The organism is Lysinibacillus sp. NPDC097868, from assembly GCF_044761135.1.
Classification (GTDB): Bacteria; Bacillota; Bacilli; order Bacillales_A; family Planococcaceae; genus Lysinibacillus.
Map to the genome: position 1 here is coordinate 336,532 of NZ_JBIWBS010000002.1, position 18,967 is coordinate 355,498.

The 18,967-nt window shown below is 35.3% G+C and carries 14 protein-coding genes and 1 riboswitch; of the genes, 13 read left to right on the forward strand and 1 reads right to left on the reverse strand.

Annotated elements, in window-relative coordinates; translation table 11 throughout:
* The first annotated feature begins 4 nt into the window (after nt 1-4).
* The 13 genes from ACIQXJ_RS16445 (at nt 5) to ACIQXJ_RS16505 (ending at nt 17,227) form a co-directional block, all read left to right on the forward strand.
* Entirely contained in the window at nt 5-316 is a 312-nt protein-coding gene (locus tag ACIQXJ_RS16445) for a thioredoxin family protein (RefSeq protein WP_401019762.1), read from the forward strand.
* Between the two features lie 55 nt (nt 317-371).
* Nucleotides 372-476, forward strand: a riboswitch (SAM riboswitch).
* 84 nt (nt 477-560) lie between these two features.
* On the forward strand, nt 561-1,589 hold the full coding sequence (locus ACIQXJ_RS16450; RefSeq protein WP_403055569.1) for a methionine ABC transporter ATP-binding protein: 1,029 nt from the start codon (nt 561-563) through the stop codon (nt 1,587-1,589).
* Entirely contained in the window at nt 1,579-2,247 is a 669-nt protein-coding gene (locus tag ACIQXJ_RS16455) for a methionine ABC transporter permease (RefSeq protein ID WP_403055033.1), read from the forward strand. The genes ACIQXJ_RS16450 and ACIQXJ_RS16455 overlap by 11 nt, the downstream gene beginning before the upstream one ends.
* A 62-nt stretch (nt 2,248-2,309) precedes the next feature.
* Nucleotides 2,310-3,173, forward strand: a complete 864-nt coding sequence (locus tag ACIQXJ_RS16460; RefSeq protein ID WP_403055031.1) for a MetQ/NlpA family ABC transporter substrate-binding protein — start codon at nt 2,310-2,312, stop codon at nt 3,171-3,173.
* A 354-nt stretch (nt 3,174-3,527) separates the two neighbouring features.
* Nucleotides 3,528-4,463 (forward strand): glycosyl hydrolase family 8, encoded by a 936-nt coding sequence (locus ACIQXJ_RS16465; protein ID WP_403055029.1) that lies wholly within the window; start codon nt 3,528-3,530, stop codon nt 4,461-4,463.
* The gene (locus tag ACIQXJ_RS16470; protein ID WP_403055027.1) at nt 4,438-5,295 is read left to right on the forward strand and encodes a diguanylate cyclase domain-containing protein; all 858 of its coding nucleotides are present in this window, start codon (nt 4,438-4,440) and stop codon (nt 5,293-5,295) included. Before ACIQXJ_RS16465 ends, ACIQXJ_RS16470 begins: the two co-directional genes overlap by 26 nt.
* The gene (locus tag ACIQXJ_RS16475) at nt 5,285-6,724 is read left to right on the forward strand and encodes a hypothetical protein (RefSeq protein ID WP_403055025.1); all 1,440 of its coding nucleotides are present in this window, start codon (nt 5,285-5,287) and stop codon (nt 6,722-6,724) included. The genes ACIQXJ_RS16470 and ACIQXJ_RS16475 overlap by 11 nt, the downstream gene beginning before the upstream one ends.
* Nucleotides 6,717-7,976, forward strand: a complete 1,260-nt coding sequence (locus tag ACIQXJ_RS16480) for a glycosyltransferase family 2 protein (protein WP_401012703.1) — start codon at nt 6,717-6,719, stop codon at nt 7,974-7,976. Before ACIQXJ_RS16475 ends, ACIQXJ_RS16480 begins: the two co-directional genes overlap by 8 nt.
* Nucleotides 7,977-7,987: 11 nt before the next feature.
* Nucleotides 7,988-10,042 (forward strand): cellulose biosynthesis cyclic di-GMP-binding regulatory protein BcsB, encoded by a 2,055-nt coding sequence (locus ACIQXJ_RS16485; RefSeq protein WP_403055023.1) that lies wholly within the window; start codon nt 7,988-7,990, stop codon nt 10,040-10,042.
* A 654-nt stretch (nt 10,043-10,696) separates the two neighbouring features.
* The gene (locus ACIQXJ_RS16490) at nt 10,697-11,587 is read left to right on the forward strand and encodes a response regulator (RefSeq protein WP_403055021.1); all 891 of its coding nucleotides are present in this window, start codon (nt 10,697-10,699) and stop codon (nt 11,585-11,587) included.
* The gene (locus ACIQXJ_RS16495; protein WP_403055019.1) at nt 11,584-12,630 is read left to right on the forward strand and encodes a HEAT repeat domain-containing protein; all 1,047 of its coding nucleotides are present in this window, start codon (nt 11,584-11,586) and stop codon (nt 12,628-12,630) included. Before ACIQXJ_RS16490 ends, ACIQXJ_RS16495 begins: the two co-directional genes overlap by 4 nt.
* Complete coding sequence (locus ACIQXJ_RS16500; RefSeq protein WP_403055017.1) at nt 12,627-14,048, forward strand: glycosyltransferase family 2 protein; 1,422 nt, start codon at nt 12,627-12,629, stop codon at nt 14,046-14,048. The genes ACIQXJ_RS16495 and ACIQXJ_RS16500 overlap by 4 nt, the downstream gene beginning before the upstream one ends.
* Complete coding sequence (locus tag ACIQXJ_RS16505) at nt 14,045-17,227, forward strand: hypothetical protein (protein WP_403055015.1); 3,183 nt, start codon at nt 14,045-14,047, stop codon at nt 17,225-17,227. Before ACIQXJ_RS16500 ends, ACIQXJ_RS16505 begins: the two co-directional genes overlap by 4 nt.
* 110 nt (nt 17,228-17,337) lie before the next feature.
* Here ACIQXJ_RS16505 and gltC read toward each other — a convergent pair whose 3' ends face one another.
* Nucleotides 17,338-18,240, reverse strand: a complete 903-nt coding sequence (gene gltC, locus ACIQXJ_RS16510; RefSeq protein WP_401012699.1) for a glutamate biosynthesis transcriptional regulator GltC — start codon at nt 18,238-18,240, stop codon at nt 17,338-17,340.
* Nucleotides 18,241-18,967 lie beyond the last annotated feature (727 nt).

An 18,967-nucleotide genomic window follows, 5' to 3' on the forward strand; every position in this document is an offset into this window, starting at 1 on the left:
AAAAATGGAAGAATGGTCAAAAGAGCAGTGGGAAACGGCTGTAAAATCTGGTGAAAAAACGGCCTTTTATTTATATACACCGATGTGTGGAACATGTGCAGTTGCATCTAAAATGATGGATATCATAGAACAGTTACTGCCACAGTTAAAATTAGGTAAGGCAAATATAAATTTTTTAGAGCAAATAGCTTATGATTTTCAAATCGAAAGTGTACCTTGTTTACTCGTTAGCGATGGAGGAAAAGTTATAGAGAAGGTTTATGCATTTCAATCCGTACCGTTTTTATACGAATTGTTAAAAAAACCAATTGACTGAACTTTGCTAGCATGGTAAAGTAACAACTATATTAAAAACTATTAAATATATCGAACTCTTATAAAGAGCGGCGGAGGGAAGTGCCCTATGAAGCCCGGCAACCATCACATATGTGAAAAGGTGCCAAATCACTCAAAGATTTTTCTTTGAAAGATGAGAGAACGGTTTAGCGTATAAAGTACGTGACCCCTTCTACTTGTCTGTGAGTGAAGGGGTTTTCTATATGAGAAAAGGAGTATTCGCTATGATACAGCTTCAAAATATTACGAAGAAATACAAAACCGCAAATGGCGAATTAACTGCTGTTAAAGATGTCAATCTTACGATTAACAAAGGTGAGATTTTTGGCATTATCGGCTATAGTGGCGCTGGTAAAAGTACGATGATTCGTTTATTAAACGGTTTAGAAAAGCCGACAACAGGTACGGTGAAGGTGAACAATCAAGAATTTTCATCTATTAAGGGCCAAAAGTTGCGTGATGCTAGACAAAAGGTAAGTATGATTTTCCAACATTTTAACTTACTTTGGTCAAGAACAGTTGCTGAAAATATCGCTTTTCCACTTGAAATTGCAGGTATAGCTAAGAGTGAGCGAGACGCACGTGTGAAAGAACTTATAAAACTTGTTGGATTAGAAGGACGTGACAAGGCGTATCCATCACAGCTATCAGGTGGTCAAAAGCAACGTGTTGGCATAGCACGAGCACTTGCCAATAATCCTGAAGTGTTGTTATGTGATGAAGCTACATCGGCACTCGATCCAGAAACAACAGATGCAATTCTTGATCTGCTTGTCGACATTAACGAACGATTAGGCTTAACAATTGTATTAATTACCCATGAAATGCATGTAATCCGCAAAATCTGTCATCGGGTAGCGGTAATGGAGGCTGGAGAAATTGTAGAGCGTGGTGAAGTATTACAAGTGTTCCAAGCACCACAAGCGGCCATTACTAAAAAATTCGTTTCTCAAATTACCGATACGAAGGAAACCCAGGAGACAGTTGCACAGCTTAGAGTAAATTATCCAACGGGACACCTTGTTAAGCTTGTCTTTGTTGGTGAAAAAACAGAGCAGCCTGTTATATCGCATTTAGTAAAACAGTTTGATGTGGAAATAAGTATTGTCCATGGCAATATCTCACAAACTAAAAATGGTGCATACGGTACACTTATTGTACAAATTGATGGCACAGAGACAAACGTAGCAGCTGCTTTAAGTTATTTAAATACAGTTGAAGTACAAACGGAGGTGATTGCAAATGCTAACTAGTCTCTTTCCGAATGTCGACTGGGAAAAAATGTGGACAGCCACATATGAAACACTTTATATGACCACTCTTTCAACAGTCGTAACATTTATACTTGGTTTAGCCATTGGCATTATCCTCTTTTTAACGAGTCCACACCAATTATGGGCTAATAAAATCGTTAACTTTTTAACAGGATCGGTCGTTAATATATTTCGTTCGATACCATTTATCGTGTTAATTATTTTACTAATCCCATTTACAAAGTTTTTACTTGGGACAATCCGAGGAGCAAATGCAGCCTTACCAGCACTTATTATCGGTGCTGCACCATTCTATGCACGAATGGTATTAATAGCATTACGTGAAATTGATAAAGGCGTTATTGAAGCAGCCCGCTCAATGGGTGCTAAAACGTCTACGATTATTTGGAAAGTACTAATTCCAGAATCATTACCAGCACTTATTTCTGGAATTACCGTAACGGCTGTAGCACTCGTTGGGTATACGGCAATGGCTGGAATTATTGGTGCTGGCGGCCTAGGAAACTTAGCCTTTTTAGATGGCTTCCAACGTAATCGCCAAGATGTGACATTAATGGCAACTATTTTGATCTTAGTAGTCGTATTTATCATCCAATGGATTGGCGATATGATTACAACGAAAACAGACAAACGTTAAAAAGGTTAACCCGGTTTTTACCGCTAACATATTGTTTGAACAAATAAAGGGAGTGTATACAAATGAAGAAGTTATTAGCAGGATTATTTTTGTCAGTACTTGTACTAGCTTTAGCAGCTTGTGGTGCTGGTAACAAAGACGAAGCAGGTTCAACATCTGGAGACAAGGCAGACGACAGTGCAAAAACTGAAGAAAAAGTAACATTAAAAATAGGTGCTTCTAACACACCTCACGCAGTTATTTTGGAACAAGCAAAACCGATTTTAGCTAAAGAAGGTATTGATTTAGAAATTGAAACGTACCAAGATTACGTACTACCTAACCAAGATTTAGATTCTGGTGAAATTGAAGCGAACTATTTCCAACATATCCCTTATTTAGAGCAACAAATTAAAGATAATGGCTATGATTTCGTAAATGCTGGAGGCGTACATATCGAGCCAATCGGTATTTACTCTAAAAAATATAAATCGCTTGAAGACCTACCTAAAGGTGCAACAATCTTATTATCGAACTCAGTTTCAGACCATGGCCGTATGCTGTCATTGTTAGAAGCAAAAGGCTTAATTAAATTAAAAGATGGTATCGACAAAACAGCAGCAGAAATTAAAGATATTGTTGATAATCCGAAAGACTTTAAATTCGATGCAAATACTGCACCAGAATTACTTGTTCAAATGTTTGAAAACGAAGAAGGCGATGCGGTTCTTATCAACTCTAACTATGCAATTGATAACGGCCTAAACCCTATTGAAGATGCAATTGAGCTAGAAGATAAAGAATCTCCATATGTGAATATTATTGCGGTACGTGCTGGAGACGAAAATAAACCAGAAATTAAAAAATTATTAGAAGTGTTAAAATCTAAAGAAATCCAAGACTTCATCGTGAAGGAATGGAAAGGCTCAGTAGTACCAGTTAAATAGATTTTTCTAACACTATAGTACAAGCCATGAAAATGGTTTGTACTATTTTTTTTGGGGGGAAAGATAAATAATGGTTTGAAATCCAATAATTAAGTTCTTCTATTTTTTCTAAATTGTTTAGAATTTGTTTAGATTCATTTAATATGATTACTGATATAATATTATTCGCCAATAATACTGAAAAAATTTGGTATTTAGTCCTGATGGAGGTGAAATCCTATAACGAAATTTTTTAAGGGTGGTATTTTAGTCATATTTTGCCTGTTGTTTGTTTTAATGAGCTGCTCACAAGGGAAAGAGAAAATAACCAAAAAACCCATTTCATCAACAGAGAAGTTTGTTATTGAGGAACTAATGACAGAAGATAACTTATTACGTACTGATTTAACGCAACAAAAAGATGTGTTTTTATCTGAATCAGTCGGATTATGGTTGACCTATTTACTAGAAAAAGATGATCAAGCTCGCTTTGATGAGCAGCTTGAAGTGATTGATAATTATTTTTTAGAGAAGAAATTTATTGTCTGGCGAATTGACGATAAAAAACAAGCTACTGTCAACGCACTGATTGATGATTTTAGAATTATGCGAGCGCTCTTTGATGCTGGTGAGAAATGGAATGATGAACGTTATATTACGTTAGGGAAGTCCATTGGCAAAAACATTGTAAAGTATGGAATGCAAGAAGATACGTTTGTAGATTTTGTTGATGTTCATACACATAAAAAGGCTAACACTATTACATTAAGTTACATTATGCCTTCTGCCCTTTTAAAGATGCGACAATATCATGTTTTATCTAAAGCGCAACTAGAGCATCAATTATCTATTTTATCAAAAGCTCCAAAAGCTCAAGCAGGTTTTTTTCCAAAATATTATGATGTCGTATCCAAAAACTATGAGTATGATACAGAGTTACATATGATAGATCAATTGTATACTGCTTACCATAGTGCAACTGTAGGTTTGGAAACGAAGCATTTTACCAATTGGTTGCTGTCTTTATATAGTAGAGATCATAAATTGTACGGTCGCTATGATGCTAGTACTGGTGAACCAACTGTAACATTCGAATCACCTGCTGTGTACGCGATGGCTACTCGTTATATGTTGGAAATCCATAACGATAGGATGGCTGAAGAATTTTTCCGTAAAATGGAATCGCTCAAGGCGAATGCAAATACGGGGTATGTAGACGTGCAAACAAATGCGACACATATATTTGATAATTTATTACCACTTCTAGCGGAAAGAGAGGTCGTCGATGCGAACAGCAATAAAATGGAATAAAGCCATATTTCTTTATGGAATTTTACTTATTTTGCTTCTACAATTACCTGCTTATTTTTTACTACATCAAGATATGGAAAGCTTATTATTATATATCTTTTTAGTACTTATCGTAATCATCACACTTTGGAGAGGTACGGTTACTGGGCTAATAAGTAGTCTTTTATTTATTTTTATCAGTGGATCAACATTACTTTATATCGGTATGACTGGTTCTGTAGCATTGTTAAGTAATGCATTTTCAATGCAACAATTTTTGGCATATGGTGTTGTATTACTACTCCTAGTATTATGTGCAGGAAAGATTCATGAATTATTGTTAGCACAAGAAAAATATATGAAAAACTTACAGCAGGATGTCAAAAACTTTGTAGCAATTGATGTTGAAACTGGTTTTGATAATGAATCCCGTATGCGTGTAATTGTTAATGAAGAAATGCGAAGAGCGGATCGTCATCAACATTCTTTTGTTTTTATTATGCTAAAGCTTGAAAACTATGAAAAATTTAAAAAGCTATATGGTTTCAAAGAAGCACAGTTTTTATGGAAGCAACTAGCGGAAAAAATACAACAATCTGTTAGACAAACAGATAAAAAATTTCGGTATCGTGAAAATTATCTTGCCATTTTATTAATCGATACATCAGATCAATACATCGATATTATTTACGAAAAGTTGGATCAAGCTTTAAAAAACCATCAATTATTAAATAAGCGATGGGTGACACTAAGCTACAAAACAAGTTATTTTACTTACACGCCAAAGATGGATCAAAGTTTTGATGATTTATTAGCAGAAATGGAAAGAGAGATGAAAACAAGTGCGCTTTAGATTTGGCTTGCTCGTCTTCATTGTTCTTTTTTATTTGGTTAGTATGCCTCAGCATTATCAAGCAAGTGCCGATGATAAAGACATTGCACTTATTTATGTTACTAGCAATCAACAAGTAGATGAAGATGTGCAAATTCTACGTGAAATGCTAAATGCTTATACAGATGTAGATGTCATATCGGTGGAAAATATTAAAGAGGATACGTTGGATGGTTATAAACGAATTGTCATTTTAAATTCCTATAAGATGCATATACCTTTCCAAGCATTACAGGCTATGAACAATTTCCATGGACCCGCTGTTGCTATAGGGGAGAATATTGAGCAGATTTCCTCATTCGCACATTGGCAAAAGGGAAAAAAAGTCGAGCTTCGAAAAATCGGGGAACATGAATTGCAGAGTCCGATTGAATGGACGGTCATGACCCCACCTAACGATGCTGAAGTTATACAAATGGCATCTTCATTTAATGAAGACTTCCCTTTTATTATGAAAGAAAAAAACAGCAATTGGTCTTATATAGGGAAAGTGATTCAATCACCCCCTTTAGTATATGACTGGCCTTCAATATTTGGTGAGCTATTGAAACTATCGACTCCAACCATACATCCTGCATTTATTGTGTTAACAGACATTAATGTGGAAACGGATGTTTTGAAGTTAAAGAAAGTAGTTGAACAGTTAAAGCAATTTAATGTTCCTATCAACTTACAGATTAGCCCTCTATATGAGGAAGATGGTGCAATTTATTATTTACAGGACAATAAGGCATTGCTGAAATATTTACAACAACTACAGCAGGAGGGGGTAGCTTTTATTTTATCTTCTTCACAAGCTAACATTGAAAAAAGTGTAGATTATTTAGTATTACGAAAAATTTACCCTACGTTAATTCTAGATGATAGTGCATTTTTTAGTGGAGTATTGCGACAACAAGAAAATCATTTTTATATAACCGAAAGAGATTCACAAAAAATTTATCCCTACACAATAGCAGCAATAAATGATGTGAATTTATATCCGCTGTATTCCGCACAGCAGTCGATTCGTAAAGTCAATAATGCGCCAGGTTCAACTATTGGAATTCAATATCCTAGTTACTTAGGGGCTCATCATGTACAAGAGCTTGTTGAACTCTTAAACAAACAAGTACAGCTAGAATGGCTTGATTTTAGAAAAACAGAACAGTTTGTACAGACGTCTAAGGTTTCAATAATGCAATCAGCAAACGGAGAGCAAAAGATACAGCTTTCTTTTACCAAACTGGATCGCTTAAAAAAAATGTTTGATGAGCGGCCATTTGAAGTAGTTTTATGGCTGTTAGTAATCATAGTATCGTTATTTGTTATTGTATTTTTTATGAATACTTTGCGACTACGTATAACGCTACGTAAGCGATTATTTGAGGAGAGGAAAAGTAATGGCTGATATTTTATTTTATATTTCATTGTTTCTCATATGGATTATGCTGTTATACCATATGTTTTTAATGCAAGGGGGCTATTTGCATTTTCGATCTTATGAAAAGGTTATCGATGAATGGTCAAAGAAAATGATAGATGTTCCAACAGTGAGTATCTTTATTCCTGCACATAATGAAGAAGTTGTAATTGAACAAACTTTACGTGCAATGTCCCGATTGTTTTATCCGAAAGATAAGTTGGAAGTAATCGTTATTAACGATAATTCATCGGATAGGACAGGAGAGATTGCAAGAAAGTTTACAGAAAAATATCCGTTTATACGAGTGATTGAAACAGTAGAACCTTATAAAGGCAAGGGCAAATCTTCTGCATTAAATGCTGCATTAGCCGATTCTACTGGGGAAGTTGTTATTGTTTACGATGCAGACAATACGCCAGAACGTATGGCAATTTGGTATTTAGTTATGGGGCTTGTAAATGACCCTAAAGCTGCAGCTACAGTGGGGAAATTTCGAGTGGTAAATGCGACTGAAACATGGTTAACACGATTTATTAATATTGAAACAATTTGTTTTCAGTGGATGGCACAAGGTGGTCGTTGGAAGTGGTTTAACATTGCAACAATTCCAGGTACAAATTTTGCCATTCGTCGTAGTATTTTAGAACAATTAGGTGGATGGGATGTAAAGGCGTTAGCGGAGGATACTGAATTAACTATTCGTGTCTATAATTTAGGCTATCATATCCGCTTTTTCCCTAAGGCTATTACATGGGAACAAGAACCAGAGACGTTGAAAGTATGGTGGAAACAACGAACACGCTGGGCAAGGGGAAATCAGTATGTTGTGCTAAAGTTTTTAAGCCAATTTTTCACATTGAAAAGAAAAAGTATTATTTTTGATTTGTTTTATTTCTTTTTTACTTACTTTTTATTTTTCTTCGGTGTCATTTTGTCCAACATTTTATTTATCACCAATCTTTTTTACGATATTGGACTAACTGTCGGAGATATCGCAATTGTTTTATGGGTTTTGGCTTTCTTGTTATTTTTAGGTGAAGTGATGATTACCTTAAGCATTGAAAAAACAGAAATGAATCGTAAAAATTTTTTCTACGTTATTTTAATGTATTTTACATATTCACAAATGTGGATTGTATTAGTTATTTGGTCGCTATTTTTAGAGATAAAAAGAGTTTTTACTGGCCAAGAAGTGCAGTGGTATAAAACTGAGCGCTTTGCAAAGAAAACAAAATAAGGAGAACAATAATGAGAGTCTTACTTTATATTTTTACAGTCTTAATCAGTTTGCCGTTCTTAGCTACGCATGCTTTAGCTGCGCCAATCACAGTAGAAAAACAAACAATAGCTATTGAGGCAAACAGCTTAGCAAAAAAACCATTGTTGTCTCAGGCAATTGAATTACAAGGGCCTTCCTCTTCAAGAGATTTCTATTACACGCTCAGTCAAGATGTAGAGGCAAAGGGACAAACTGTTTCATTTCAAATACAGCAGTCAGAGCTGTTAATAGCTCCATCCTCTTTTACGATAAAAGTGGATGATAGCGCAATTAGATCGATTGCATTAACTTCAGATTTATTGAAGCAAACTGTGACGGTTACTTTACCGGAAAGTGCCTTAATGAAAGGAACGCATAAAATAACAGCAAGTTTCTATGGAATTTTGAAAGAAGGTGTCTGTGTGGCACCGGGGAATGAAGGCAATTGGTTACGTATCGATATTTTATCGTCTATTTCATCATTTAATGAAAGTACACAACAATGGACATTGAGCAACTATCCTGAAGCGTTTGTAGGCTATGAAGAATATAGAACAACACTTATAGTACCTGATGAGGCTTCAGAACAAACATTGAATGCTAGTTATCAACTTGCTGCTTATTTGTCAGAGCAAGGGGAGAATGACGTTGATGTTAAAAGAGAATCTGCTGTTGCACGTGTTGCTGGTCCGGTTATTGTGGTAGGAGCAAAAGATGAATTTAGTACAAATTATATGATTAAAATGCTCGGGACTGCCAATAGTCAATTTGAAGATGGTCTTTCACTTAGTGTTCATAGTCTTAAAAATGAGGAAAGTAATCAAAGTGTGCCTATTTTGTTTGTGTCAGCCGCTTCTTCAAACGCACTACAAGAGCGAATTTCATTATTGACGGATACTAAATTATATAGTCAATTTGCCGGAAGTACGTTAACAGTGGATGAGTTACCAACAGTGAACAATTCTTCTAATTCAACACTTCTCTTTTCACAACTAGGTTTTGACCATCAAATATTATCGAGTCAAGAAACGATGACTCCGCACTATTATGTGTCTTTACCACAGGTTGAGGCTGATAAAGAAGCAAACATGCGATTAGTCTTAAAGAAATCAGCTCTCTTACCTGAAAAAGGTAAAAATAATGAACGACAAGTAGAATTGATAGTATGGGTTAATGATGTACCGCATGCAGTTGACCTTCAGAAGCTAGAGTCAATTTCTTCAGATTTATATGAAGTGAATGTGCCCATTCAAACAAATGTGTTAAATAAACAATCGATGACAGATATCCAATTTGAAGTAACTGGTTTTCAATTAGAGGATCCTTGTGAAACGACGAATGAACGTTATTGGCTTTATATTGATGGTAGTAGTACATTATCTATTACAAAAGAAGCTACAACACCAACATTTACATTGAGAGATTTTCCAAATGCTTTCCAAGAACAATCTTTGATTATTGTTCCGAATAATACGGTAATAAACGATACACAAATGCTCTTGTTGTATAAGTCGTTAATGACGAATGGTGAAATGGCTCAAACAATATTGAGGAAAGAACGAGACGTTAAGGAAGATGAATTAAAACGAAGTGCAATTATTTTTGCTGGAGCTTCTTCCGATTTCACAACGCTCATAGGAAACAAAAACAATATCCCACAATCTGTAGAGGATTTACTAAAGCAAGGATTTCTTCCAGAAACAATTGCTCAATATACATTTATTACCCAAAGTTTTTGGGATGATAAGCAACCGCTATTAATCATCCAAATGATGGATGAAGCAGCAAATCAAAAGGACTTTTTAGCCCAATTGAAGGGGACAAATGAAAAGGTAAGCTCTGCTATTGAAACAAAGGAGGGGAAATTTGTAGTTGCAGCTAGTAGTGCGGCAGACATTGAAAAATCTACCTCAGAGCAGAAGAATTCTATTTCATTTGTGCTTATAGCAGAATTTGCTGTATTGATATTAGTGATTGGGCTTATACTATATTTGATTTTACGTAGAAGAAGAAAAAATCTCCTGGTTGAGGAAGAAGAAGAGTAGAATGTAAATTAATTTAGTAGAGACAAAAGACGAAAAGTGTTAGATTGACTGCCATCAATCTAACACTTTTTTGTTGTAAATGATGATGGTTGCGTGTAAAGGAAATTAACGAGAAATAGGTATGTTATCAAGCCTAAAAATGGAATGAAAAGAATATAGTAAACTTCGTGAACATTCTATGCTCTGTTTTGAGGAGGTTGTTTGACACAAAAGTTTTTGTGTGCTTATTTTGCTTCATAATATCGAGTAACTAGCTGTATTTTTTAAGGTTTAATATTGCTAGTATAGGGCAGTAAAAAGGTGAAGGCTTGCCATATTAAGGTGGTTGACGAATAAACTAGCGTATGACTGCTAGGTGAACAAAATAATAGAATGGCTTCAACAACTCTGTTAAAAAATTGCTATATAAGGTGGTCTTCAATTGTTAAAAGCTATATAATGATAAAATTGACTACCTCCAATATTTTGCTTTTCGTGGACGAGCTTGTTAGAAATGGTATGTGCCGTTTTTTGAGGGGCTTGTCTGACTCATTTTCTTGCGGAACTTATGATGTGAGGTTGCCTTGTTTAAAAAATAACAATTATATAACTGTACTTTTCAAGGTGTTGAAGGTTTGGAATCATTTCTATGATTGCTACAAGGAGGTATGAATAATGAATGAAGTTAAATTAACAAAAGCAAATGAAATAATGCAAGAACAAGATGTGAAAAAGTACTTTGAAATTATGCTTGAAAGTGTTATTCGTTCACACATGACGATTACCACTATTTTTTTAAAAAGTGTAAAAAATACCTCGTTAGAAGTAGACCATAGCAATGTGAATACTCAAATTGCCCAATTTTTAAAAGAGAATATTCGGAAGACGGATTTACTCTTTCAATTGGAAGATAGAGAGCATTGGGGCATTGTTTTTTTACAAAGCAGTGATGTAGAAGCAAATGCGTTTTTACAAAGAATCTTTAATTTACTTAAGAAGGATAAGAAAATATCAAATCAAGTTGCATTAAAAGCTTCTATTACGGAAATACGTAATAATCATATAAATTTCGATCTATTATTGGCGAAAAATAAAGAGTTACTAGCAGACGACGATCAACCAAATTGGTTTATAGAACACATTGATGATTATCGTATACAAACAATTGAACATGTAAAAGTGAGTATTATTGAGCAAAATGCGATTTTTAGAAAGGTGCTAGAAACGACTTTAAAATCTATGGATATAGCTAATTTTACGTTTGAAGTAACAGCATATGAAGATGGTTATAGTTTTTTACAGTCTAAATCTTATCAATCGGGTCATTTGCATTTAATCATTATGAATGATATTTTACCACGCAACAATGGCTTAGAAATTTTACACAGTTTACGGTCAATGCCGAATGAAAAAAAATTCATTATTTACATGATGTCTGAACGTAATTCAGAGATTGCCGCATTGAATGCCTATGAGGGTGGAGTCGATGAATTTATCGTTAAGCCGTTTAATTTACGTCTATTAGAAGCGAAAATTAAACGAACTTTTGCGAGGTATTGGTTATGATTGAATTATCACTGTCGTTTCTTTTAACAGTAATAGCGCTACTGCTAATTGTTCTGTGTGGTTTCATGCTATATATATTTTATCAACGCCAAAGTGAAGTTTATTTTAATAAATCTAGAGATGCATATATAAGAGATTACTCGCAGCTTTGGTATGAGTATTTATTTAATAATGAAATTTTTTCAGTTGTGCTAATTCCTCGTGGCAAGCCACAAGTAGAGGCAATCGAAGATATTTTCACATCCTATTTAAAGAACATTACAAACGAAGAAATGAAACGGAAAATGAAAGACTTTTCCAATTTATATGTGAAAAAGTTTTATGAAAAGGACTTAATGAGTAAACGTTGGAGTATTCGTATGAATGCTTTGTACCGCATTGCAGAATTACAGCTAGATGATTTACTTGATGCTTGTAAAAATTTGGAAAAAAAGGATTATTCTAAGGAAGAGTTTTTTCAATTGCTTAAAATATATTCCTTGTTTCAGCCAGAATTATTTATTCAAAAATTAAAGGTTCCCAATGCAAAATATTCGGAAAGTGAATATAGAAGGTTATTTGTTTTATTAGAGGAAGATATTTTTATGCGATTTTTTGATGACTTTACCAGTTGGCCTGCTAGTATTCAATTTGCTGTTATCGATACAGCTGCTGCCAAAAAAAATATGAAATATATTGATAAATTAGAGGAATTATTAACGAATGATAATGCCGAGCTTAAAATACGAGCACTGAAGGGTCTTTTTGAAATTGGTGTGATAGAAGACATCGATCCGTATATACCATTCGTAACATCAGATTTATGGGAAGTACGATTAATGGTAGGAAAGATATTTAAGTATGTACCACTGTCCTATACTTATCCGTATTTAAAACAGCTTCTTCAGGACGACAATTGGTGGGTTCGGTCCCAAGCGGCAAAGACAATTGCTGAAGACCGTGAAGGAATTGAGAAATTGAAGGAGTTTATTTCCGATTCTCAAGATCAATATGCAGTAGAAATGGCACAAGATTTAATAACAAGAAAGCAGGGAAGCAGATGAATTTTTTACATTACTCCATGTTGATCTTTGGCGGCGTAATAGTATTTTATATGCTATTTGTTATTGTTTCTTATTGCACTATGTTTGCCATAGCTATGTTTGATTTGCGAAAACGGTACCGCTTGGACCCTTCAGAATACGACGATGCGCATATCGACGCATTTTATTCGAAGCCAGTATCCTTACTTGTCCCAGCTTATAATGAAGAAATAGGTGTAGTAGATACCGTCTATTCTTTGCTTAATTTACGTTATCCGCAAACAGAAATTATTATTATTAATGATGGCTCAACAGATAACACACTTGAAACGGTCATTCAGCATTTTCAAATGAAGCCAGTGAATAAAATTGTACAAACCAATATTCAGACTAAGCAAGTGCTACAAATCTATGAATCTGAAATTTATATGAATTGTATATTAGTTGATAAAGTGAATGGTGGGAAGGCGGATGCATTAAATGTTGGCATTAATGTATCCCAATATCCGTATTTTTGTTCCATTGATGGGGATTCAATTTTAGATGAGAAAGCATTACTTCGCGTGATGAAACCTATTGTTTTATCTGACGGTGAGGTGGTTGCGGCTGGGGGAAATATTCGTATTGCCAATGGGGCAAAAATGCAACTTGGCTCAATTTACGACTTGCAGTTACCAAATAATTACTTGGTCATTATGCAGGTGATTGAATATTTACGAGCCTTTTTAATGGGACGAATCGCTCTAAGTAAGTTTAATCTTGTATTAATTATTTCTGGAGCCTTTAGTGTATTTTCAAAAAAATGGGCGGTTGAAGCAGGGGGCTATGCAACAAATATTATTGGAGAGGACATGGAGCTTGTTGTAAATATCCATCGACTCATTAAAGAGAAAAAAGCAAATAAACGAATAGAGTTTGTACCAGATCCAGTATGTTGGACAGAAGCACCACACACATTAGGGGTATTGCGAAATCAGCGAAGACGTTGGCACCAAGGAATGTTTGAAAGCCTTTGGAAACATAAAAAAATGACATTAAACCCACGGTACGGTTTGATTGGATTAGTCTCATTTCCATATTTTTGGCTTGTTGAATGTTTAGGACCTATTGTAGAACTAGGTGGTTATATATACATCGTAATCGCGTTTTTCTTAGGGCAAATTTATTATGAGATGGCGATTTTGTTATTATTGCTTTTTGTTATATATGGTGTGATTTTTTCTGTGGCTTCGGTATTATTCGAGGCCTGGAGCATGAATACGTATCCAAGAAAGAGAGACTTAATACGTATGGTTCTTTTAGCGCTTACAGAAATTTTTTGGTATCGTCCACTCACGCTCCTATGGCGTTGTGAAGGATTAATTCGTTTCTTACGTAAGAAGAGTGAATGGGGAAATATGAAGCGTGTCGGGATTGCTGAAAAGGAGAAAAGTGTATGAAGCGAATATATATAGGAATTATCGTGGCATTCATTCTTATTAGTACTCCAATTATAATTTGGTACTTGGACGATAAAACCCCGCTAAACGTAGCTATTTTAGATAAAACAGTTCCGAATGAAACATATCGTGAACATATCGGAGTAAATTGGTTTTTAAATCATTATAAATATACAATGGACAATCAGCCTTATGACATAACTAAAAGTTACTTTGGTACTTATCCAGATGACAAACTGAAAAGCGTAAAGGAAAAGAAATTCCCAACAGACTACAGTAACTATGATGTGATCTATTTAGCAGATACGTATGGGGTATATAAAGATGATTTAGAAGAGCAAAAACGGCTTGGACAACGCTCAGAAAAAATTGTCGGTGGTTTAGAAATGGAAGAATGGCAAGTGATTGTATCTCGTCTAGCGAGTCATAAAAAGAGTATGCTAATAGCCGAGTATAATACATTTGCTTCTCCGACATCGGAAGCCGTCCGAAAAGAGCTTCAAGATTATCTAGGCATTTCATGGTCTGGATGGATTGGACGTTATTTTAATGAGTTGGATTATCATAAAAACACGGAAATCCCACAATGGGTAGTGGATGAATATGGTGACGATTGGCCTTATAAAGGTGGAGGCTTTCTATTATTTAATGAAATTACAGAAAAACTAGTAGTATTAGAGATGGACAAGCACGTAAACACGGAAGGGATTCAACTGCAATTTACTGAGGAGGGCAAGCAGTTTTTTGATACCTCTAGTAGTGCGAAATATGAATACTGGTTTGATATCATTACGCCGAAATATGCAGAGGATGCACTTGCTAATTATAAATGGGACTTAACAGATGAAGGGGCAAAGTTATTAGAAGAAAACAATATTCCGCAACAATTTGCAGCGATTGTATCACAGGATAAACGTTATACAACGAGCTATTATTTTGCGGGGGATTTCAATGATATGGCACGTGTACCTACCCTTTATAAATTCAAGGGGTTACCTACTGTTTATAAATATGCTGAGAAGTTTGCTGATAGTTCATTTTATTGGTCTATCTATATACCTGTTATGCACAAAATATTTGAGACGTTTGACAACAAGGAAGTTAAAGAAGCGAGTCACCCTAAAGATTTAAACTATAATGCACGCATTCAAGGTGAAACATTCGAAGTTTTACAGGATGGAAAATGGGAACCGATAACATTTAAAGGTGTCAATATCGGTATGGGGAAACCAGGTGCGTTTCCAGGGGAAGCGGCAATCACTGAAGAAGAGTATTATCGTTGGTTTAATCAAATTGCTACGATGAATGCGAATACGATACGAGTATATACATTACATCCCCCAGGTTTCTACCGAGCGCTAGCAAAGTACAATGAAGAAAATCCAGATAAAACATTATACGTTTTACATGGTGTTTGGATAAATGAAGAAGGCTTATCGGAATCGCTTGATGCTTATGATACGACTACCTTAAAGGATTTCCAAAATGAAATGAAGCAGATGGTTGATGTGATTCACGGTAATATTTATGTGGAGCCTGTCGCAGGGCATGCATCAGGCTTATACGATGTAGATGTTTCGCAATATATAATTGGCTGGGTGCTTGGGATTGAGTGGTATCCGAAAATGGTCGTTGGAACAAATGATAAGCATGCTACTATTGGACAATATAATGGAACATATTTTGAAACCAAAAATGCCTCACCTTTCGAATATTGGCTAGCAGAGCAGATGGACACGATTACAATATATGAGAAGAGCAAATACAATTGGATGCGCCCGATGAGTTTTACTAACTGGGTAACAACGGATTTACTTGAGCATCCATCTGAACCATCTGAGGACGAAGATTTAGTAGGAGTAAACCCTAACGTGATTTTTACGAAGGGTGAAATGCAAAAGCCAGGACAATTTGCTTCGTACCATGTCTATCCATATTACCCGGACTTCTTTAATTTTGATAAAGACTATTTAAATTATGTAGATTTCCGTGGGCAAAAAAATAGTTATGCTGCTTATTTAAAAGAATTACATGAAGCACAAACAATGCCTATATTGATTGCAGAATTCGGTATTCCGGCATCTCGTGGAATGACACATGAAAATGTCTACGGCTGGAATCAAGGGCATATGTCTGAAAAGGCACAAGGTGAGACATTGCAACATTTGTATGAAGATATCATGCATGAAGGATTGCTTGGCGGTCTTGTTTTCACATGGCAGGATGAGTGGTTTAAGCGGACATGGAATACAATGGATTACGATGATCCGAATCGTCGACCGTTCTGGTCTAATGCTCAAACAAATGAACAGCAATTTGGCTTAATGAGCTTTGATCGAAATAAAATTAAAGTAGATGGAAAAATAGAAGATTGGAATGAAGGTACACAACTTTATGAAACATCGCCTTCTAGCTCAATTGACTTTGCGGTAGATTACGATGAGAAGTATATGTACATGAAGTTGAAAAGCGAGTATTTATCGAAAGCTTCACCACGCATCTTATTGGATGTAGTGCCAGAACAGGGGAATACATCTGCAACAACTATTAAAGATATGAAATTTTCAAATGGTGTAGATTTTATGGTCGAGTTGAATAAAGATAACGATTCTCGTGTTGTGATTGATGAATACTATGATTTCTATGATTATTTCTATGGACATCGTTTAAATATGATTCCCCCACGCATGAAAGAAGCGATAAAAGATAGCGGTAAGTTTGCGCCGATATATTATGTGTTAAACAAACAATTGTATTTACCAGAACAAAAAATGACAACCGACTTTAGTTTTTATGAAACAGGTAAATTGCTGCAAGGAAATGCAAATCCCGAAGCATCAGATTATAATTCGCTTGTTGACTACACATGGACTGATGATAATGTGATTGAACTACGGATTCCATGGCTCCTTATTCAATCAAAAGATCCGAGTCAGCGTGAATTTATGGGAGACTTATATGCAAATGGTGAAACCGCTTCAGTTAAAGTTGATAATATTTTTATAGGTCTAGTATTTGTTGATGGGGAAGGCAAAGTAGTGCAATCTTTACCAAAGTCAAACAATAATGTTATGCCAGCTCTTGAATCTTATCATTGGGATACTTGGCAACAACCTAAGTACAATGAACGTTTAAAACAATCCTATTATATTTTACAAGAGCTATTTAAAGACAAGTAACCATTACAGCGAAAGTAAAATAAATTAATATGAAATACCCAATGGATTTTGAGATTCCATTGGGTATTTTTGATGTTAGATAATCAACAATGACGTGAAAATTGCCATTGTTATTGAAACTGCGAAAGACGGGAAAAGAAATTCGTTACGAAGTCTAAAAATATTTTTTCAGATGGTGCGATTTCTCGATTTACAGGTGAAATTATACCAACTGTTCTTGGTATTGTGGGCGATTCAATTGGCACTTTAATAGTGAATCGGGCTGCTGAATCGTATAGTGAGCTCTCAGGTAGTAGGCTGACACCAATTCCAGCGGCCACTAAACCTTTTAATGCATCTAAGTCTTCACCTTCAGATATTACATTTGGTAAGAAGCCAGCAGCACGGCATGCATCCATCGCAACTTTATGTAATATATAGCCATCTGGAAAAAGAACAAAAAGATCATTACGTAAATCTGCTAGCTGAATACTTTCTCGTTTTGCTAAAGGATGATTTGCTGGCAATAGGGCTGCAATATTCTCGGTGAATAAGATGTTTGATTGAATTGCTTCGTCCTTTGGTGGCAGCGGTCCTAAAAATGCTAAGTTAAGCTCACGATTTTTAACGGCATCAATTAAAAAGCGATAAGAGCCTTGGCGCAATTGGAATTGCAAATCTGGGTATTCACGCTTAAAAGCTGAAATAACGGTTGGCAGTACATAACTTGCTAAGCTCGTAGGAAAACCGATTTTAATAGTTCCTTTTGCGGGATCTAAATATTCCTCAACCTGCTTGGCTGCAAAATCTATTGCTTTTAAAGCGGTGATTGTATGTTCAAGAAAAGTTTTTCCTATCGGTGTTAATTTTACATTTCTGCCGACACGTTCAAAAAGTGGTGTACCTAATTCGTCTTCTAAATTAGCAATTTGACGACTTATTGCTGATTGGGCAACATGAAGGTGTTCAGCAGCTTCAGAAATATGCTCACGCTCTGCAACCTCCACAAAATAACGTAATTGACGTAACTCCACTGGATATTCACCTCTATCTAATCGAAAAATCCGATTAATTATATTTTAATTATATAATATTTAAGATATAAAAAGACTGAAAAAATATCATGGTGCTAAAAAACGCATAAAAGATTACAATCAACTCAAATGCATTTTAAACCATTTAATGTAGATGACCAATATCTGTTAAAAATGAATCCGAAAGAGGCGGTTTTACGCAAATTCTGTTAGTAATTTGGCAGCTGAATCTTGGATAATCGATGTCAGGGGAGATTGAATTAGTTGGCTGCTAATTTTACTGATAATCACAATGTTAGAAGGTTTAACATTTAATGATCAGCATACGAGCAATACAAAGTTGCAAGCCGAAGATGGAAGATTAGATCTTTCCGCGATTTCTAAAAATGAAAAAGAAGTTGCCCACTCTTGTGAATGAAAGTTTATCGGCAATAAATATGTAGATACTAATTTTCCAGAGAATACGCAGTTCGAAATGGTGCCAGGACCGTGGAGGCCAGGCACTAATACAATTTCCACATGTATGTTATGAATACCAAGTAAAAAATCCATGTTGACTTTTGCGGCTTACACTGTGACCGAGGAAAGCGAAGTAGATGGTCGCGATTGAGGAACTGATACTATGTTTATGCTAAGTGCCAGGCACTATAGCAATATTTAGCCTTCATACATATTTTAAAGAAAAAGTGTTAGATTGACTGCAATCAATCTAACGCTTTTTCGCTTT